16 protein-coding genes are annotated in these 15,749 nt (G+C 59.4%); 6 read left to right on the forward strand and 10 right to left on the reverse strand.

Annotation, left to right across the window (positions count from 1 at the left end; genetic code table 11):
• Positions 1-74: 74 nt before the first annotated feature.
• Positions 75-1,304, forward strand: a complete 1,230-nt coding sequence (locus tag NQ014_RS06625; protein ID WP_257074409.1) for an adenosine deaminase — start codon at positions 75-77, stop codon at positions 1,302-1,304.
• A gap of 29 nt (positions 1,305-1,333) precedes the next feature.
• Here NQ014_RS06625 and NQ014_RS06630 read toward each other — a convergent pair whose 3' ends face one another.
• The 3 genes from NQ014_RS06630 to NQ014_RS06640 form a co-directional block, all read right to left on the reverse strand.
• A complete protein-coding gene (locus tag NQ014_RS06630) occupies positions 1,334-2,575 on the reverse strand; it encodes a hypothetical protein (protein ID WP_257074410.1) in 1,242 nt (413 codons plus the stop codon).
• Positions 2,576-2,708: 133 nt separating this feature from the next.
• The gene (locus NQ014_RS06635) at positions 2,709-3,752 is read right to left on the reverse strand and encodes a C40 family peptidase (protein WP_257074477.1); all 1,044 of its coding nucleotides are present in this window, start codon (positions 3,750-3,752) and stop codon (positions 2,709-2,711) included.
• On the reverse strand, positions 3,752-4,072 hold the full coding sequence (locus NQ014_RS06640) for a hypothetical protein (protein WP_257074411.1): 321 nt from the start codon (positions 4,070-4,072) through the stop codon (positions 3,752-3,754). Before NQ014_RS06640 ends, NQ014_RS06635 begins: the two co-directional genes overlap by 1 nt.
• Positions 4,073-4,421: 349 nt before the next feature.
• Here NQ014_RS06640 and upp point away from each other — a divergent pair, with 349 nt between their 5' ends.
• A complete protein-coding gene (gene upp / locus NQ014_RS06645) occupies positions 4,422-5,057 on the forward strand; it encodes a uracil phosphoribosyltransferase (protein WP_257074412.1) in 636 nt (211 codons plus the stop codon).
• A gap of 9 nt (positions 5,058-5,066) precedes the next feature.
• Here upp and NQ014_RS06650 read toward each other — a convergent pair whose 3' ends face one another.
• Positions 5,067-5,750, reverse strand: coding sequence for a hypothetical protein (locus tag NQ014_RS06650; protein ID WP_257074413.1), 684 nt, complete (start codon positions 5,748-5,750; stop codon positions 5,067-5,069).
• A 196-nt stretch (positions 5,751-5,946) separates the two neighbouring features.
• Here NQ014_RS06650 and NQ014_RS06655 point away from each other — a divergent pair, with 196 nt between their 5' ends.
• Complete coding sequence (locus NQ014_RS06655) at positions 5,947-7,173, forward strand: M20 family metallopeptidase (RefSeq protein ID WP_257074414.1); 1,227 nt, start codon at positions 5,947-5,949, stop codon at positions 7,171-7,173.
• A gap of 75 nt (positions 7,174-7,248) precedes the next feature.
• Positions 7,249-8,658: an NAD(P)H-quinone dehydrogenase gene (locus NQ014_RS06660; protein WP_016422155.1), complete on the forward strand. Its 1,410-nt coding sequence runs from the start codon at positions 7,249-7,251 to the stop codon at positions 8,656-8,658.
• Positions 8,659-8,756: 98 nt separating this feature from the next.
• On the opposite strand, the gene NQ014_RS06665 is transcribed toward NQ014_RS06660, so the two are convergent.
• The 4 genes from NQ014_RS06665 to NQ014_RS06680 all read right to left on the reverse strand — a co-directional run bounded on the left by NQ014_RS06665 (position 8,757) and on the right by NQ014_RS06680 (position 11,296).
• The gene (locus NQ014_RS06665; protein WP_069359432.1) at positions 8,757-9,035 is read right to left on the reverse strand and encodes a mycoredoxin; all 279 of its coding nucleotides are present in this window, start codon (positions 9,033-9,035) and stop codon (positions 8,757-8,759) included.
• A 98-nt stretch (positions 9,036-9,133) separates the two neighbouring features.
• On the reverse strand, positions 9,134-9,664 hold the full coding sequence (locus NQ014_RS06670) for a dihydrofolate reductase (protein ID WP_257074415.1): 531 nt from the start codon (positions 9,662-9,664) through the stop codon (positions 9,134-9,136).
• 23 nt (positions 9,665-9,687) lie between these two features.
• On the reverse strand, positions 9,688-10,524 hold the full coding sequence (locus NQ014_RS06675) for a thymidylate synthase (protein WP_257074416.1): 837 nt from the start codon (positions 10,522-10,524) through the stop codon (positions 9,688-9,690).
• A gap of 16 nt (positions 10,525-10,540) precedes the next feature.
• Positions 10,541-11,296, reverse strand: coding sequence for a 3'(2'),5'-bisphosphate nucleotidase CysQ (locus tag NQ014_RS06680; protein ID WP_049190299.1), 756 nt, complete (start codon positions 11,294-11,296; stop codon positions 10,541-10,543).
• 170 nt (positions 11,297-11,466) lie between these two features.
• On the opposite strand from NQ014_RS06680, the gene NQ014_RS06685 reads away from it, so the two are divergent.
• Positions 11,467-11,880 (forward strand): YccF domain-containing protein, encoded by a 414-nt coding sequence (locus NQ014_RS06685; protein WP_048731591.1) that lies wholly within the window; start codon positions 11,467-11,469, stop codon positions 11,878-11,880.
• 92 nt (positions 11,881-11,972) lie between these two features.
• Here the strand turns inward: NQ014_RS06685 and pgi are convergent, their stop codons facing one another.
• The gene (pgi, locus tag NQ014_RS06690; RefSeq protein WP_257074418.1) at positions 11,973-13,610 is read right to left on the reverse strand and encodes a glucose-6-phosphate isomerase; all 1,638 of its coding nucleotides are present in this window, start codon (positions 13,608-13,610) and stop codon (positions 11,973-11,975) included.
• 203 nt (positions 13,611-13,813) lie between these two features.
• Here pgi and NQ014_RS06695 point away from each other — a divergent pair, with 203 nt between their 5' ends.
• Positions 13,814-15,295 (forward strand): NAD-dependent succinate-semialdehyde dehydrogenase, encoded by a 1,482-nt coding sequence (locus NQ014_RS06695; RefSeq protein ID WP_257074420.1) that lies wholly within the window; start codon positions 13,814-13,816, stop codon positions 15,293-15,295.
• Positions 15,296-15,317: 22 nt separating this feature from the next.
• On the opposite strand, the gene NQ014_RS06700 is transcribed toward NQ014_RS06695, so the two are convergent.
• On the reverse strand, positions 15,318-15,692 hold the full coding sequence (locus NQ014_RS06700) for a chorismate mutase (protein ID WP_257074421.1): 375 nt from the start codon (positions 15,690-15,692) through the stop codon (positions 15,318-15,320).
• Positions 15,693-15,749: the final 57 nt, after the last annotated feature.

The following is a 15,749-nucleotide window of genomic DNA, read 5'->3' on the forward strand; positions in this document are numbered from 1 at the left end:
TTGTACAAAGCAGAATTACGATTCACCGGCAGTGAAGTAGAAGCGGAGGGCACAGTACCGATAGTCTGGCCATTATGACTAATTCTTTGCACAGTGATGCTCAGTCTCTGGACACACAGTCTTCGGCATCGAATCTCGATGAGATGCGCAAGGTTGTCGCCAGCCTGCCCAAGGTACTGCTTCACGATCACCTCGATGGCGGCCTGCGCCCGCAGACCGTTATCGACCTGGCCGCGGACTGCGGTTACACCGATCAGTTGCCCACCACCGACGTGGATGAACTGGAGAAGTGGTTCATTGGCACCGGCAACTCTGGCTCGTTGCCGAGCTACCTGACCGCCTTCGCGCACACCTGCGCCGTCATGCAGACCGCTGAGTCGCTGACGCGCGTTGCGCGTGAGGCCGTCGAGGATCTGGCCGCCGACAACGTCGTCTACGCTGAGCTGCGCCTGGCTCCGGAAAACCATTTGGAAAAGGGCCTGGATATGCAGGCTGTCATCGACGCGCTGGTCGAAGGCCTGGCGCAGGGTGAAGCCCATGCCGCCGCTGAGGGAAAGCACATCACCGCACGTCTGCTGGTCTGTGCGATGCGCCAGAATGACAATTCCAAGGAAGTCGCACAGCTGGTCATCGACAACTACGGGAAGAACTCCGACGGGTACGTTGTCGGTTTTGACATCGCTGGACCGGAAAACGGCTTCCCACCGGCTAACCATGCCGAAGCATTCACCATGCTGCGGGAAAACCTCATTCCGGTCACCATTCACGCAGGTGAAGACGCCGGTGTCGATTCGTTGCAGGATGCTGTCGTGCAAGGTGCTCGCCGCCTGGGTCACGGCGTGCGCATCTACGAGGACTTCGGTGCTTCCCTCGAGGGCATCGAATGCCAGGAGGTTGCCTCCGCTATTCGTGACCGCCAGATTCCGCTGGAAATCTGCCCGACCTCCAATGTTCAGACTGGTGTTTGTGACAGCGTTGCGGATCACCCGTTCTCGCTTCTCGACGATATGAGTTTCGCCTGCACGGTCAACACGGATAACCGTCTGATTGGTGCGACTTCCATGACCCGGGAGTGCATGGAGTTGGTGGAGAACTTCGGTTACGGCTACAGCGAGCTGTTCGAACTGACCTCGAATGCGCTAAACAATGCATTCGTGGATCTGCCGACCCGCGAGCACATCATGGACACCATTATTTACCCCGCTTACCTGCAGCTTATCGACAACAGCGACGAGGACATCGAAACTGATGTCAACGGTGCGGGTTTCGGTGCCGAAGATGAGCTGAACCTGACGCTGGACTAGCCAGCGCCGGCCAGCTTTGCTGGGAGGAGCTAGATCTTGGTCGTGAACCGAGCGGCCAAGTCCTTCTCCAGCTGCCTCCAGCCCTCGGCCTCATCGTCGTAAGGCGGAACTGGCTCGGACATTTCTCCGGTGTCCAGCAGGAAGTTCAGCAGCCACTGCAGCTGCTGGTTGCCCGCCAGCACTTCGTTCACGGCATCATCGCCAGCCCAGTCAGCGGTGTCTGCGAGTAGCTCGTACGCGCGGGCGAGCTGGGCGGTGTCCACGGCGTTCGGGCCCTTTTCAATGTCCTCGGCCAGACCGGTAAACGAGTACTCATTGTCCTCGTGCACCACGGCCTCTAGCTCACCTGCGTTGGCGGCGGTGATGATCTCATCCCACGTCGTCAGCGCCGACATGTCGTGATGCTTGTGCTCCAGCAGCCAACGCACCATCGTGCGGGGCTGTGAGAACGTGTGAATCTCACCGGCGCTGCCCAGGAATAGCGGGCGACGCCCCATGTAACAACGCAAGGTGTAGAGCGTGCGGCCAGCGATGGAGATCTTGATCGGGTCGATGCCAGCGTTGGCCCACACCGTCTGATCGTACGGATCGCCGGCGGTCTCCTCTGCGGACTTCTTTTCCTCTTCGCGCTTCTTCTCCGCTGCTTCACGACGCTCACGCTCCGCGGCCTCCGCTTCCTTTAATGCGGCTGCAGCAGCGGTTTCAGACTCTTCATCGATGCTCGGAGTATTTGCGCCGATGGCGTCGATAGCGTCAATGCAATTGTCCCAGTTGGTCAAGATGACATTGCCGATAGCCGACCACTGAGCGGCGCCACTGCCCTGGAAGTGATCAGCACCATTTTGTGTGGCAGCCAGGACAGAGTGAGAGGCGAACATCTGGTTGATTGGAGTGAGATCCGCGATTGCACCAATCGAGCGAGTGATGGCAAGAATGCGATCTGCGCGCGAAACATGGTCGTAGTCGGCCCGGCCGGCCAGAATCTCTGGCAGCCCAATCAGGTCATAGCGGTGGCGTGGCGCCGCGATGGCAGCTCCCGGTAGCTGCTGGTTGAAGTTGCGCCAGCTGGGGTGCTGCGTGAAGTCGTGAGGAGCATCCGACTGTAGGAAAGCCAGGAGCTTTGCCGCCGATGAGAACAAATAGATGTCATCACCGCGGCCGAGCAGAGCCTGCCACTCGGAGCCACCCTCACGCCAGCTTGGAGCCCACAACGTGTAAAAGGTGCCCGAGGTCAGCTCGAGTTCGATAGGAACGATGCCTTTCCTGGCCATAGTTTTCGTCGCAGCCCTTCTGCTTGTCGGTGATTATTAAAACTCAAAAATTGTCATACCTGCAGCGCCCCCACCGGGTGGCAAGTTTGCGTATTCCTATCTTAGAAGTTTTACGACGCAGATACCCACCGCACTATCCGGTCGGACGGTAGAACCCCTTAAACGGCATGCCGATGTTGGTCGTACGCACGGGGTTTACCTGCACCGGATCGCCCGCTTCGACCATCTTTCCGTCACCGATAACCATGGCGACATGGCCGTCCCACACTGCAAGATCGCCAGGTAGCAGTTCATCCTGGCTCACCTGTCTGCCGACGGCCTGTGCTTCTGCCGTGCGGGGAATATCAACACCAGCTTGCCCGTAGGCCCAGTGCGTTAAGCCTGAACAATCGAGCGCCTGCCCCGGAGTATTTCCGCCCCAACCATAGGGCGTTCCGACGGCACTGAGTGCAGCCTTCACCGCAGCTTGGGCTTCTGGTGTGGGCGCGCCAGCCCCCGCATCCGCAGGCACCGGCGCGCCGCCCGAATCGGACGACGCCTCCGAACCATCTGCAGTGTCGGCAGCGCTAGCCGATCCTGGGGTGTTCGTAGACGTAGAAGCGAGGGCGGCTTGAGTGGTACCTGGGCCCTCCAACTGTGTCGGGCGAGGTGGGGCAGGGGTGTCCACCGCGGTGCTTGCCTGCTGTACCAGCGACTGCACCAGAGGTCGCAGTTCTTGCTCTAGTTTCATGAGCCGCGCAATGGCCTGCGAGATCGCGGAACTGGCCGCTGAGACGAGGCTGGCACCGGTCGCGACGAGACCAGCGGGCCCCGCAGCCGTCGCAGTCAACGAGCCCATGGCGGAAGTGACAAAATCCATGGCAATCCGGGCCAAATCAGTGGCCGCTGACATTACTGCGGCCAGGCCCTTGGCAATGTCACTGTCAATGGTTCCGGCGCGAGTTTCCAAGTCGGCTGCCGCATTTGCAGCCCGTTTGAGACTTGTTCCTGCGGCGCCTGCTCCGGAGCCAGCACCATCGCCCCAGTTGCGGTCAACGGAATCTGCCACTGAGCGCCAGGCAGTACTCGCGGCGGGGATTGCGGCCCCAGCAAGTCCTGCCAGTGCGGGTGCGATGGCAGGATTTAGCTGTTGTGCAATCGCGCTGGGGACCTCCGTAAGTAGATTGGTGGGAAGCATCACGCACCGCCCATTCCGCGAGTTTCAACGGCGCCCATTTTCGGTGAGATGGACTGCAACGCATGCGCGCCGGCATCTTCAGCAGTGGACACCGCAGAGACAAGAGCGTTCAGTGCACGAGCAGCGTTGGTGCCGTACTCATTCAGCTCAGCCACATGCTCATGTTGGCGCTGTAGAGCAGTGGCTGCAGCGTGACAGAAGGGGCCGGCAAACGGGACGTCGCCAAGCGAGAGCAGTGCGCTGATGCCTAAGTCAGTGTCGCTGACCTGCTGCGACAATGCGTCAAGGCGCGTGGCATTGGCAGAAATAAGCTCAGGCACCAGCGTAAAGACTGAGTCATTCCCGCTAGTGGCCGGAGAGAGAAACGAATGGCTGTGGGGACTGTGTGGTGATGGACGGGACAACGTTTACGGCCTCTCTAGGAAATTCGCGTGTGGTTAAACACTCAGTGCCGTGGCAGAACGGCTAGCGGGGTTCGGACGGCGACTGAGCGGCAAGTGGTTTGGTAGTAAGCGGGCTTACACAAATGGGGCGCAGTAAAAAGCCCTCGTATTGTTAGGCGCGAAAAAGGCCGATTCGGTTCCATATTTTTTTTGGGCAACGCGTTTTCAGAAATTTGCTTTTGCCGGCACCAGAGCGGCAAAAGCAAAGCAATGTATTTTGGAAGGCATGGAGATTACCGTTGTCAACCATCCCTTGGCACAATCACGTTTGACCATTCTGCGCGACGCGCGCACTGATAACGCGGGCTTCCGTGCGGCACTCGCCGATCTGGGCGCAATGCTGATTTACGAGGCAAGTCGAGAGCTGCCCGTCGATAACTTCGATGTTCAGACCCCAATCACCACCGCGCCGGGTTACCGTCTGCAGGATCCGCCGATTATTGTTCCCGTCATTCGTGCGGGGCTTGGCATGATCGACCCGTCACTGTCGATGATTCCGGATGCGCAGGTGGGCTTTATTGGCTTGGCTCGTAATGAGGAAACCCATGAGCCGGTGCCGTACCTCGAGGCGCTGCCGGAGGATCTGTCCGGGCGCACTGTCTTCCTGGTCGACCCAATGCTGGCAACCGGCGGTTCACTGCTGCATGCCCTGAAGCTGTTGGTGGATCGCGGCGCGGACAACATCACGGCCGTGTGCATCATTTCTGCACAGCAGGGTGTCGACGCCTTGACGGAATCCGGTTTCCCGGTGCGTCTTGTCACCACTGTGGTGGACCCGGATCTTAACGAGGATGCCTACATTGTGCCGGGGTTGGGAGATGCGGGCGACCGCCTCTACGGTCCCCGCAACATTGATCTTTAAATTGATCTCTTAGGCAGTTCCCCAGGCTTCTGCCGCGTACTTCTTGACGACCTCGTTGTCCTTGGTCACAAGAACTCCGTCGGGGGACATCTGGTACTTGTACGAGCCGTTTTGTGCAACAACGCGGTCGCCCTCATCGACGATGATGTCCATCGATCCGGAACCCTGTGGTGTATCCGAGCGGTAGTACTTCTCGCCGGAGCGCGTCTCACAAGCAGCAGCCTTAATTCCCTGTTCAGCGGCGATAACAGCAAAGGCGCGGTCACCGTTGTCGCAGCGTGCGGAGCTGCCCACGAAGCCCAGGCCGTCTAGGTCGGAGCGGCCAGTGCCGAAGTCCTGTCCCTCCGGAGCTGATGTCGGCTCTGAGCTCGTCGTCGTGGATGGCGAAGACGTGGTGCTCGGCGTCGACGACGAGGACGATGTCGAAGTGATCGGTGTGCTTGACGACGTCTCGGAGGACTTCGACGTAGTTGTGGTCGTGGTGGTCGTCTTGCTCGTAGAAGTCGAACTCGTCGAGGACGGCGGTGTCGAACTGGGCGGCGTCGGCTGCGAGGAGGAGGGGACCTCCGGACGCTGGGGCTCATCACTATTGTTCAGCGACAGGCCGATGGCGATGCCGATGACGACCACGAGTGCGGTGGCCACGATGATGATGGGGATGCTGAGAGACTTAGGTGTGCCATTGCCGGACATGCCTATTATCATCGCAGACTTCCTCAAAATGTGAAACATCTGATAATTGAAGGGGTCAAAGTTAAAGAAGTGACTCCTGGTCATGTGTACGTCTGGCGCTGACATTCAAGCGCGTGCCGGCCACTGCTGTCGCTGGCGCAGTCGTCGGTAGGCCTCTTGTTACGGCCTGCCGGTGGAGTGCTTACACTGGAGAGTTGTGATTGAGGAGTTTATTAAGCACTGGTGGGCCGAGCACGCGAACGAGATTCTCGAGTGGCGGCGTCATCTTCATGCGCACCCAGAGCTATCTCACATGGAGCACGCCACCACGGCTTTTGTGGAGGAGAAGCTGCGTGCTGCAGGGCTGAAACCAGTGCTGTTTCCCAACACCGGCTTGATGGTCGACATTGGTGAAGATGAACTCGCCGGTAGCGAAGCCGGAGGTGAATTGCCGGGGCGTCTCGCTTTCCGCGGCGATATAGACGCGCTTCCAATTACAGAGACCACGGGGCTGGAGTTTGCCAGCACCAATGACGGTGTCATGCATGCCTGCGGGCATGATTTCCACACCGCGATCACGCTCGCGACGGCACTGGCTATGGCTGAGTACCACGAAAAGCACACGTTGCCGACGCCGCTGCGTTTCATTTTCCAACCCGCCGAGGAGGTCATGGTTGGCGGTGCACCCGAGGTTATCGCTGCCGGTGCGCTCAATGGCGTTGAGCGTATTTTTGCCGTCCACTGTGAGCCGAAGCTGCGCGTCGGTCACGTCGGTGTTCGAACCGGTGCCATCACCTCTGCGGCCGACACGTTGGAGATTCAGGTGCATGGCCCGGGCGGGCATACCTCCCGTCCGCAGATGACAGCCGATGTTGTCTATGCACTGGGCAAATTGATTGTCGATTTGCCCGGCTTGCTGTCGCGACGCGTCGACCCGCGCACCGGCACGGTGCTCACGTTCGGCTCCGTTCACTCCGGGTATGCGCACAACGCGATTCCGTCGGAAGGCAGCGTCAGTGGCACCCTGCGCACCGCGGACATCAAGACCTGGCGCGACATCGATCCACTGGTCCGCGAACTCATTGAACAAGTCCTCGCCCCGACCGGCGCAGCGTGCACCATCAATTACGAGCGTGGCGTGCCGCCTGTGCTTAACGACGAATACTGCACCGCCCTGATTGCGGAAGCAGTGCGACGAGTAGACGAGAATGCTGTCATTCAGGCCCCACAGTCGTCCGGTGGCGAGGACTTCGGTTGGTATCTCGAGCACGTCCCGGGTGCGATGGCCCGATTGGGCTGCTGGTCCGGTCGCGGAGACAAGCACGATTTGCACCGAGATGACCTAATCGTGGACGAGCGTTGCCTGGGCGTTGGTGTGAAACTCTTCGCTGGCATTGTTGCTCGCTACGAGGACGGCGCGCAGTCAACCATGACTGTCCGTTAGACTATGGGGGCAAAGCGGGGAAAATGCCTCCCGCGGTAATTACATTGTGATATCCACGGCAAATTTGGAGGATTTGTGGCACAGAGGATCGTAATCATTGGCGGCGGCCCAGCCGGCTACGAAGCAGCGCTGGTTGGCGCCAAGTACGGTGCTGAAGTCACTGTGGTTGAGGATGCCGGGATGGGCGGTTCTTCCGTCCTGTGGGATTGCGTTCCCTCTAAGGCCTTCATCGCGGCGACGGGCGTTCGTACCGATATGCGCCGTGCGGACGAGATGGGTCTGCGTCCGGACTTTTCCCAGCGCAAAATCGACTTCACTGCGGTCAACGAGCGCGTTAAGCGCCTGGCACAGCAGCAGTCCGACGATGTTCGCGCGCAGATGGAGCGTGAGGGCATCAAGATGCTGCAGGGCCGCGGTCGCCTCGATGACCACGACCCGGGCCGTGTAACTCACTACGTCACTGTTGACTTGCTCGAGGGCGGCGAGGTCACTCTTGAAGCCGACCTGGTGCTGGTCAGCACCGGTGCGTCCCCGCGCATTCTGCCGGGTGCGATTCCTGATGGTGACCGTATTCTGACCTGGCGTCAGGTTTACGAACTGGAGGAGCTGCCGGAGCACCTCATTGTGGTCGGTTCCGGTGTGACTGGCGCTGAGTTCGTATCCTCGTTCACCGAGCTGGGTGTGAAGGTCACCATGGTCGCCTCGCGTGATCGCATCCTGCCGCACGAGGATGCCGACGCTGCAGATGCCCTGGAGGAGGTCCTGCTGGAGCGCGGTGTGGACGTTGTTAAGAACGCCCGCTGTGATCTTGTCGAACGCACGGAGGACGGCGGCGTTCGCGTCGTCACTTCCGACGGCCGTGAGGTCTTCGGCTCCCACGCGTTGATGACCGTCGGTTCGATTCCTAACACCGCGGATATGGGACTGGAAGCCAGCGGCGTAAAACTGACTCCGTCTGGCCATATTCACGTTGACCGTGTTTCCCGTACCAACGTGCCGGGTATCTACGCTGCCGGTGACTGCACCGACTTGTTCCCGCTGGCTTCCGTTGCAGCTATGCAGGGCCGTATTGCGATGTACCACGCCCTCGGTGAAGGCGTATCTCCGATTCGCCTGCGCACCGTTTCGTCGGCAGTGTTCACTCGCCCGGAGATTGCGACTGTCGGTGTCTCCCAGGCTCAGATTGAGTCCGGTGAGGTCTCCGCTCGCGTTGAGGTTTTCCCACTGGCAGGTAACCCGCGTGCGAAGATGCGCTCGCTGCGCCACGGTTTCGTCAAGCTGTTCTGCCGTAAGAACTCCGGCATGATTATCGGTGGTGTGGTGGTCGCTCCGACCGCCTCGGAGCTGATTCTGCCAATTGCGGTGTGTGTTTCCAACCAGCTCACCGTCGATGACCTGGCAAGTTCCTTCTCTGTCTACCCGTCGCTGTCTGGCTCGATTACTGAGGCTGCTCGTCAGCTGATGGCACACGACGATCTGGACTAATACTGGTATCGCGACTGGCAGCATGACCGGTCGTATTCATACTTAAAAAGCCGAGCCCCGAAAGTGGGGCTCGGCTTTTTAAGTACTTAGCTTGTTAATTACTTGCCGGAAAGCTCAGCGTACTTAGCGGTGACTTCCTCAACCGACGGATTCGTGGCGTGCACGCCATCGGAGTACAGCACAGTCGGAACAACGCGGTTGCCATCATTGACGGACTCAACCCACTTCGAAATGTCGTCGTGCTTTTCGACATCCCAAGCCTCAAACGGAGTGCCGTTTTCCTTCAGGCCAGCAATAAGGTTCTGGCAGAAAGGGCACCAGGACGCAGCGTAAATGGTCACGTGTTCGGTGGTCTGTGGAGTCTTCACATCAGTCATACTTAGGTCAACGCGCGGACCAAGGCCGATATTCCATTGAGCAATACTTTCGCCGGGCAGTAGTCCCGCCTCAGAGCTTTGCTGGACAGGCTTCCAAACTAATCCTCTAGACGCCGCCACGTGCAGAAGCGGTAGCGTAGGCCGGTCGTTGACGTCTGCCACGGGCCATCCTCGACGCGAACCCAGTCGTAGAGGTCAGGAGCCATGACTGGTACCGGGACGCTGACATCAGTATCAATGTCAGTGACCACGCATTCGTCGGCAAGCGAAAGTGCATCGCGATAGACACGCCCGCCTCCGAGAATCCAAGCCGCGGGCGCGTCGGCGACGGCTGCGAGCGCGGCTTCGAGGCTGGTTGCGGACTCGGCGCCGGGGAAATCGGACACGGAGCGTGAAAGGACGATGTTTCGACGACCGGGGAGTGGGCGGAACTTGGGATTCAGCGAGTCCCACGTGCGACGCCCCATGATGACCGGTGCGCCCATCGTCGTTGTTTTGAAATGCTGAAGATCTTCAGGCAGATGCCAGGGCATAGTCGCACCGTCGCCGATAATGCCGGCCCGAGACTGCGCCCAAATCATCCCTACAAATGGGGGCCTTGCGCTGGTGGAAGCGGTGGACTCGTTCATGTCGACACTCACCTTTCGCTGACTTAGACAGCCACCTGACCGCGAATCAGAGGATGCGGGTCGTAGCCGATGACCTCAATGTCCTCGTAAGCGTAGTCGAAAATGCTGTCGGCCTTCCGAAGCTTCAGCGTGGGGTAGGGGCGTGGCTCACGGGAGACCTGCAGTTCGCACTGTTCAATGTGGTTGTCGTAGATGTGGCAATCACCACCGGTCCAGATGAACTCGCCAACATCCAAGCCCGCCTGCTGCGCCATCATGTGCGTCAACAGTGCATAGGAAGCGATGTTAAATGGCACGCCTAGGAACATGTCCGCGCTGCGCTGGTAGAGCTGGCAGCTGAGCTTGCCATCTGCGACGTAGAACTGGAACAGCAGATGGCACGGCGGCAGCGCCATATTGGAAATCTCGGAGACATTCCAGGCGCTGACGATGTTGCGGCGGCTATCAGGGTTGGACTTCAGAGTCTCCAGCGCTTGTCCGATCTGATCGATGTGGTGCCCATCTGGAGTGGGCCAAGAGCGCCACTGCACGCCATAGACCGGACCGAGGTCGCCGTTGTCGTCTGCCCACTCGTCCCAAATAGTCACCCCATGATCCTGGAGCCACCGGACGTTTGAATCGCCGCGGAGGAACCACAGCAGCTCGTACACGATGGACTTCAGGTGCACCTTCTTAGTGGTGATCAGTGGGAAGCCCTCGCTCAGATCAAAGCGCAGCTGGCGGCCGAACACTGAGCGAGTGCCCGTGCCAGTGCGGTCTGATTTAGCTGCTCCGTCAGCGAGAATTTCGCGTAGCAAATCCTCGTACGGAGTCTTAATGCCCTGATGAGCCTGTGTCGTGATGTCAGTGGAGTCGGTCATAGCCGCCCTAGCTTACCTACTTCTGCTCTTGATCCTTGAATTCCTTCACCAGTGCCAGAATCTCCTCCGACAGGTCCGGTCGGCAGAACAGCATATCCGGCAGGAAAGTATCGACATTATTGTAGGTCGGCGCGGAGCCGTCTAGGCGGCTGACAAAAAGTCCTGCGGATTTAGCGACACCAACCGGCGCTGCCGAGTCCCACTCGTACTGACCACCGTCGTGGATGTAGGCGTCGTAGTCACCGAGCAGCACGTGCATTGCCTTCGCACCAGCGGAGCCCATCTCCACCAGCTCCATGCCTAGCTTGTCAGCGACGTACTTCGCCACAGCCGGTGGGCGAGTACGCGATACGACAATCTTGCCCGCACGCGGCCCCTGCACAGCCTTGGCCTCACCCGTGTGGAAAACCTGGCCGTGATCCGGCAGACCAACAGCAGCGTGGGTCGGCTGACCGTCCTCTACTAGAGCGACATGAACTGCCCAGTCCTGGCGCCCCGAAGCGAACTCACGCGTGCCATCGAGTGGGTCAATAATCCACACCCGCTTTGAGTCCAGGCGCTCACGGTTATCCGCGGCTTCCTCCGACAGCAGTCCGTCGTCCGGACGGTGCTGCTCTAGTACGCGGGCAATCCACTCCTGTGCCAGTGCGTCGCCGGCATCTCCCAGAATGCGGCCACGCAGCAGGCCTACGTTGCGGACACCCTTGAGAATTTCACTGGCGCCCACGGCAAGTCGATAGGCAAGAACATCATCTTCAATGTAGGCAGACATGACTTAGATACTATTCGCTTTTTCCCGACCCCGCTTTACGACGGGATGCCGCGCCCCATCCTCACCGCAACCGAGTGGCCCCATGGGCTCAATGCCTGACTTTGGGCAGGCGTTAGGTGAGCTGCGCTATCTCCAGAGGCCGACTACACATCCTGACTACACTCGGTGGCATGAAGACCTTGCTTAATATCATTTGGCTGTTGTTCGGTGGCCTGTGGCTAGCCTTGGGCTACATTTTCTTCGGCGTTCTTGCCTGTATTTTGATTGTGACAATTCCTGCTGGCGTGGCCTCGTTCCGCATGGCTTCTTATGCACTGTGGCCGTTCGGGCGCTCTGTGGTGGAGCGTTCCGGTCGGGGCGCGGTCGGTGCCGTTAGTGCCGGTGTGATGAATGTCATCTGGTTCCTCATCGCCGGTCTGTGGCTGGCCATCGGCCACATCATGACTGCGGCGGCGCAGGCAGTCACCATTGTTGGAATTCCACTGGCGGTGGCCAATGTCAAGATGATTCCGGTGACCTGCTTCCCATTTGGCAAGGAGATCGTTAAGGGCTATCGCGCTGACGGTTACGCGGTGAAGATTTAGAGGGATACAAATAACAAAAGTCCGCCCGCAGCGAGAATCAGTTCAAGCCGAAGGCGGACTCTTAGCTATCTAGGCCAATTGGCCAGAAGACGTTAGCGCTTGTCGCGGTACCACGTCAGCAGCGCATCGGTAGAAGCGTCGCCAGAATCAGGCGCCACTTCACCGGTAACTGCAGGCAACAGGTAACCAGCCTGCTGCTTGCCCAGCTCGACGCCCCACTGGTCGAAGGAGTTCAGGCCCCAGACAATGCCCTCGACAAAAGTAATGTGCTCGTAAAGTGCAATCAGCGCACCGACAGCGTCCGGGGTCAGTTCCTCAGCCATGATGGTCGTAGTCGGACGGTTACCCGGCATGACCTTGTGCTCCACGAGCTCCTCTGCAATGCCCTCTGCGCGAATTTCTTCTGCGGTCTTACCGAAGGCCAGCACCTTGGTCTGTGCGAAGAAGTTACTCATCAGCAGGTCGTGCATGGAACCTTCGCCAGATGCCGTCGGCAGATCCTGGCGTGGGCGGGCAAAGCCGATGAAGTCAGCCGGAACCAGGCGAGTTCCCTGGTGAAGAAGCTGGAAGAAAGCGTGCTGGCCGTTCGTTCCCGGCTCACCCCAGAAGATTTCTCCGGTGTTGTAGTCCACCCTCTTGCCGTCGGTACGCACGGACTTACCGTTCGATTCCATGGTGAGCTGCTGAAGGTACGCCGGGAAGCGAGAGAGATCCTCGGAGTAGGGCAGTACGGCATGCGACTGGGCGTCGAGGAAGTTTGAGTACCAGACATTCAGCATGCCCATCAGTACCGGCACGTTCTGCTCCAGCGGAGCGTTGAGGAAGTGCTCATCCATTGCTCGGAAGCCCTGCAGGAAGCGCATGAAGTCCATCGGGCCAACGACTGCCATGATGGACAGGCCGATGGCGGAGTCGACGGAGTAGCGGCCGCCGACCCAGTCCCAGAAGCCAAACATGTTCTCAGTGTCGATGCCGAATTCGGCGACCTTTTCGGCATTCGTGGAAACGGCAACAAAGTGCTTGGCGACGGCTTCTTCGCTACCCAGCTGCTGGATAAGCCAGCGGCGAGCTGCGTGAGCGTTGGAGAGCGTCTCCTGCGTGGTGAAGGTCTTGGAAGCGACAATAAACAGCGTGGACTCCGGATCGACCTCATCCAGAACCGCCTGCAGGTCAGATGGGTCAACATTAGAGACAAAGCGGGCATCAATGCCGGCAGTGGCGTAGGTGCGCAGCGCCTTGGTCACCATTGCCGGGCCCAAGTCGGAGCCACCGATGCCGATGTTCACCACAGTCTTAATAGTGTGACCCGTGTATCCCAGCCAGTCTCCACTGCGGAGGCTGCGAGCGAAATCGCGCATGCGGCCGAGCACCTCATGCACGTCGGCAGCGACATCCTGGTCGCCGACGGTCAGATTTTCCTCTGCTGGCAGGCGCAGCGCTGTGTGCAGCACGGAGCGGTTTTCAGTGGTGTTGATCTTGTCACCGCGGAACATCTTCTCGCGTGCTTCTTCGATTCCAGCTGCACGAGCGAGCTCAACCAGCTCGGCAAAACCGTCGAGGCACATCAAGTTCTTGGAGAGGTCAACGTGGAGAGTTCCAGCATCGAAAGTCAGCTTCTCAGCGCGGCCTTCTTCAGTTGCGAAGAGCTCACGCAGCGAGGTGCCGCGGACGTTGTCCACGCGCTTAGCCAGCTGAGCCCACTGCTCGGTTCCAGTGATATCTACAGTCATTCCTGCTCCCAGGTAATTTTTGACGAAATGCACTTTATACATCCCCAGACTAGTTGCGTTTTGGCGCTCTCGCCGGGCGGCTGGATTCGACCAGGCGTGACCACAATCTGCCAGCAACTCGAGTCCGCTGTGCTTATGCGTCGCCCCATCCGCCACCTACGAGCCCCTAGCCCGCTTCAGCAAAGGCACCTACCCTGGAAAATATGACTGACTTCACTCCTGATTACGACAGCATTCTCAAAGACGTTCCCACAGGCCTCCTCATCGGCGGTGAGTTCCGTCCTGCGTCGAATGGCGAGACCTTCGACGTAATTAATCCCGCCACAGATAATCCGCTGGTCAAGGTCGCTTCTGCCACTGAAGAGGACGCGAAGCGGGCGCTTGACGACGCCGTCGCCGCCCAGAAGGAGTGGAAGGCAACCCCGCCCCGCAACCGCAGCGAGATTCTTTACCGCGCATTTGAACTCATCCGTCGGGATGCAGACAAGTTGGCCCAGCTGCAGTCCCTGGAGATGGGCCGTGCGCTGCCGGATTCCAAGGCCGAGGTCGGCTACGGTGGCGAGTTTTTCCGTTGGTTCGCTGAGGAGGCTGTGCGTATCTCCGGCGATTACCGAATTTCTCCGAGCGGAACCTCGCGCGTCGCGGTGATTAAGCAGCCGGTCGGCCCGGTTTTGGCTATTACGCCGTGGAATTTCCCGCTGGCTATGGGGGCCCGCAAGATCGCCCCGGGACTCGCCGCCGGCTGCCCGGTCATTATTAAGCCCGCGTCCAAAACTCCGCTGACCATGCTCTACCTGGGCAAACTGCTTATCGAGGCCGGTGTCCCCGCAGGCGTGATCTCCGTGCTGCCGACGGGGCACTCCTCCAATGTCTCGGCCCTGCTTTCCGATGACCGCCTGCGCAAGTTCACCTTCACCGGTTCCACCGAAGTTGGCCAGATGCTCGCTGGGAAGGCCGCGGAAACCTCGATGAAGGTCTCCCTTGAACTCGGCGGAAATGCTCCGTTTGTCATTCTCTCTGATGGCGATGTCGATAAGGCTGTACAGGCAGTCAGTGACGCCAAACTCCGCAATGGCGGCCAGGTGTGCATCGCCCCGAATCGCTTTATTGTTCATGAAGCCAAGAAGGATGCGTTCGTCGAGGGCGTCGTCAAGCGTTTTGCGGAACTGAAGTTGGGCGAGGGCACCGACCCTGCGACGGACCTTGGGCCACTCGCGCTGCGCGATCAGCAGGAAAAGGTTCGTGATCTGGTTGATGATGCGATCAAGCGCGGTGCGAAGGTCGAGTGCGGCGGCAAGATTCCAGATCTCGGCGGCGCGCTTTCCGACGGCTACTTCTTCGAACCCACAGTTCTGACAGATGTGCCCGAGGATGCGGATATTGTCTGCGAAGAGATTTTTGGTCCGGTGGTTGCGGTGACGACCTTCACGGACGATGGCCGTGCGATTGAGCAGGCAAATGACACCATCTTTGGTCTGGCTGCGTATGTGTTCAGTGAGAACTTGACCAAGGCGCTTGGTGCGGCAGAGGCGTTGGAGTCCGGCATGGTTGCGGTCAATAAGGGCTCGCTGTCGGACCCGTCGGCGCCGTTCGGTGGTGTCAAGCAGTCCGGCCTTGGCCGCGAGGGTGGCTTCTCCGGTATCGATGAGTTCCTAGAGGAAAAGCTGATTTCCCTGGAAGGCTAGCCGGACAGGTAGCTCGCGAGGGTCAGCCCAGGCGACCGCGTCCCATGCGCAGCAGCGCCGACGCGATCGCCGGGCCCTCTGGGCCAAGTGCGTCGCGGAACTCGTTGATGATCTGCACCTCTCGGCCGTGCACGAGACGCGTGCCGCCAGATCCCAGGCGGGTTTTGCCGACGGCCTTACTGATTGCGGTGCGGCGTTGAATGGCATCGATAATCAGCCCGTCAAGGCGGTTGATTTCCTTGCGGTACTGTTCGATCTCCGCGGAGCTCAACGGGTCATCGGTGCCGGTGGGGGTGCGGACTTCAAAAGGGGATACTGCCGCAGCTTGCTGGCTGTGCTCAGCGCTGTCGGTGTTATCGGTGTGTGCGGCGGGAGTGTCCGCAGGGTTTTCGCTCATAGTTCTTATTGTGCCAAAGGATTCGAACAGGCCAATCCGGGGGCTCGGCTACTGTAG

Origin of the sequence: Corynebacterium sp. 5QC2CO (genome assembly GCF_024580435.1) — a bacterium.
GTDB lineage: Bacteria > Actinomycetota > Actinomycetes > Mycobacteriales > Mycobacteriaceae > Corynebacterium > Corynebacterium jeikeium_D.

Coding starts and splice junctions, on each gene's coding strand:
- NQ014_RS06625 (WP_257074409.1), top strand. CDS start 75: ATGACTAATTCTTTGCACAGTGATGCTCAGTCTCTGGACACACAGTCT.
- NQ014_RS06630 (WP_257074410.1), bottom strand. CDS start 2,575: ATGGCCAGGAAAGGCATCGTTCCTATCGAACTCGAGCTGACCTCGGGC.
- NQ014_RS06635 (WP_257074477.1), bottom strand. CDS start 3,752: ATGCTTCCCACCAATCTACTTACGGAGGTCCCCAGCGCGATTGCACAA.
- upp (WP_257074412.1), top strand. CDS start 4,422: ATGGAGATTACCGTTGTCAACCATCCCTTGGCACAATCACGTTTGACC.
- NQ014_RS06650 (WP_257074413.1), bottom strand. CDS start 5,750: ATGTCCGGCAATGGCACACCTAAGTCTCTCAGCATCCCCATCATCATC.
- NQ014_RS06665 (WP_069359432.1), bottom strand. CDS start 9,035: ATGACTGATGTGAAGACTCCACAGACCACCGAACACGTGACCATTTAC.
- NQ014_RS06670 (WP_257074415.1), bottom strand. CDS start 9,664: ATGAACGAGTCCACCGCTTCCACCAGCGCAAGGCCCCCATTTGTAGGG.
- NQ014_RS06675 (WP_257074416.1), bottom strand. CDS start 10,524: ATGACCGACTCCACTGACATCACGACACAGGCTCATCAGGGCATTAAG.
- NQ014_RS06680 (WP_049190299.1), bottom strand. CDS start 11,296: ATGTCTGCCTACATTGAAGATGATGTTCTTGCCTATCGACTTGCCGTG.
- NQ014_RS06685 (WP_048731591.1), top strand. CDS start 11,467: ATGAAGACCTTGCTTAATATCATTTGGCTGTTGTTCGGTGGCCTGTGG.
- pgi (WP_257074418.1), bottom strand. CDS start 13,610: ATGACTGTAGATATCACTGGAACCGAGCAGTGGGCTCAGCTGGCTAAG.
- NQ014_RS06695 (WP_257074420.1), top strand. CDS start 13,814: ATGACTGACTTCACTCCTGATTACGACAGCATTCTCAAAGACGTTCCC.
- NQ014_RS06700 (WP_257074421.1), bottom strand. CDS start 15,692: ATGAGCGAAAACCCTGCGGACACTCCCGCCGCACACACCGATAACACC.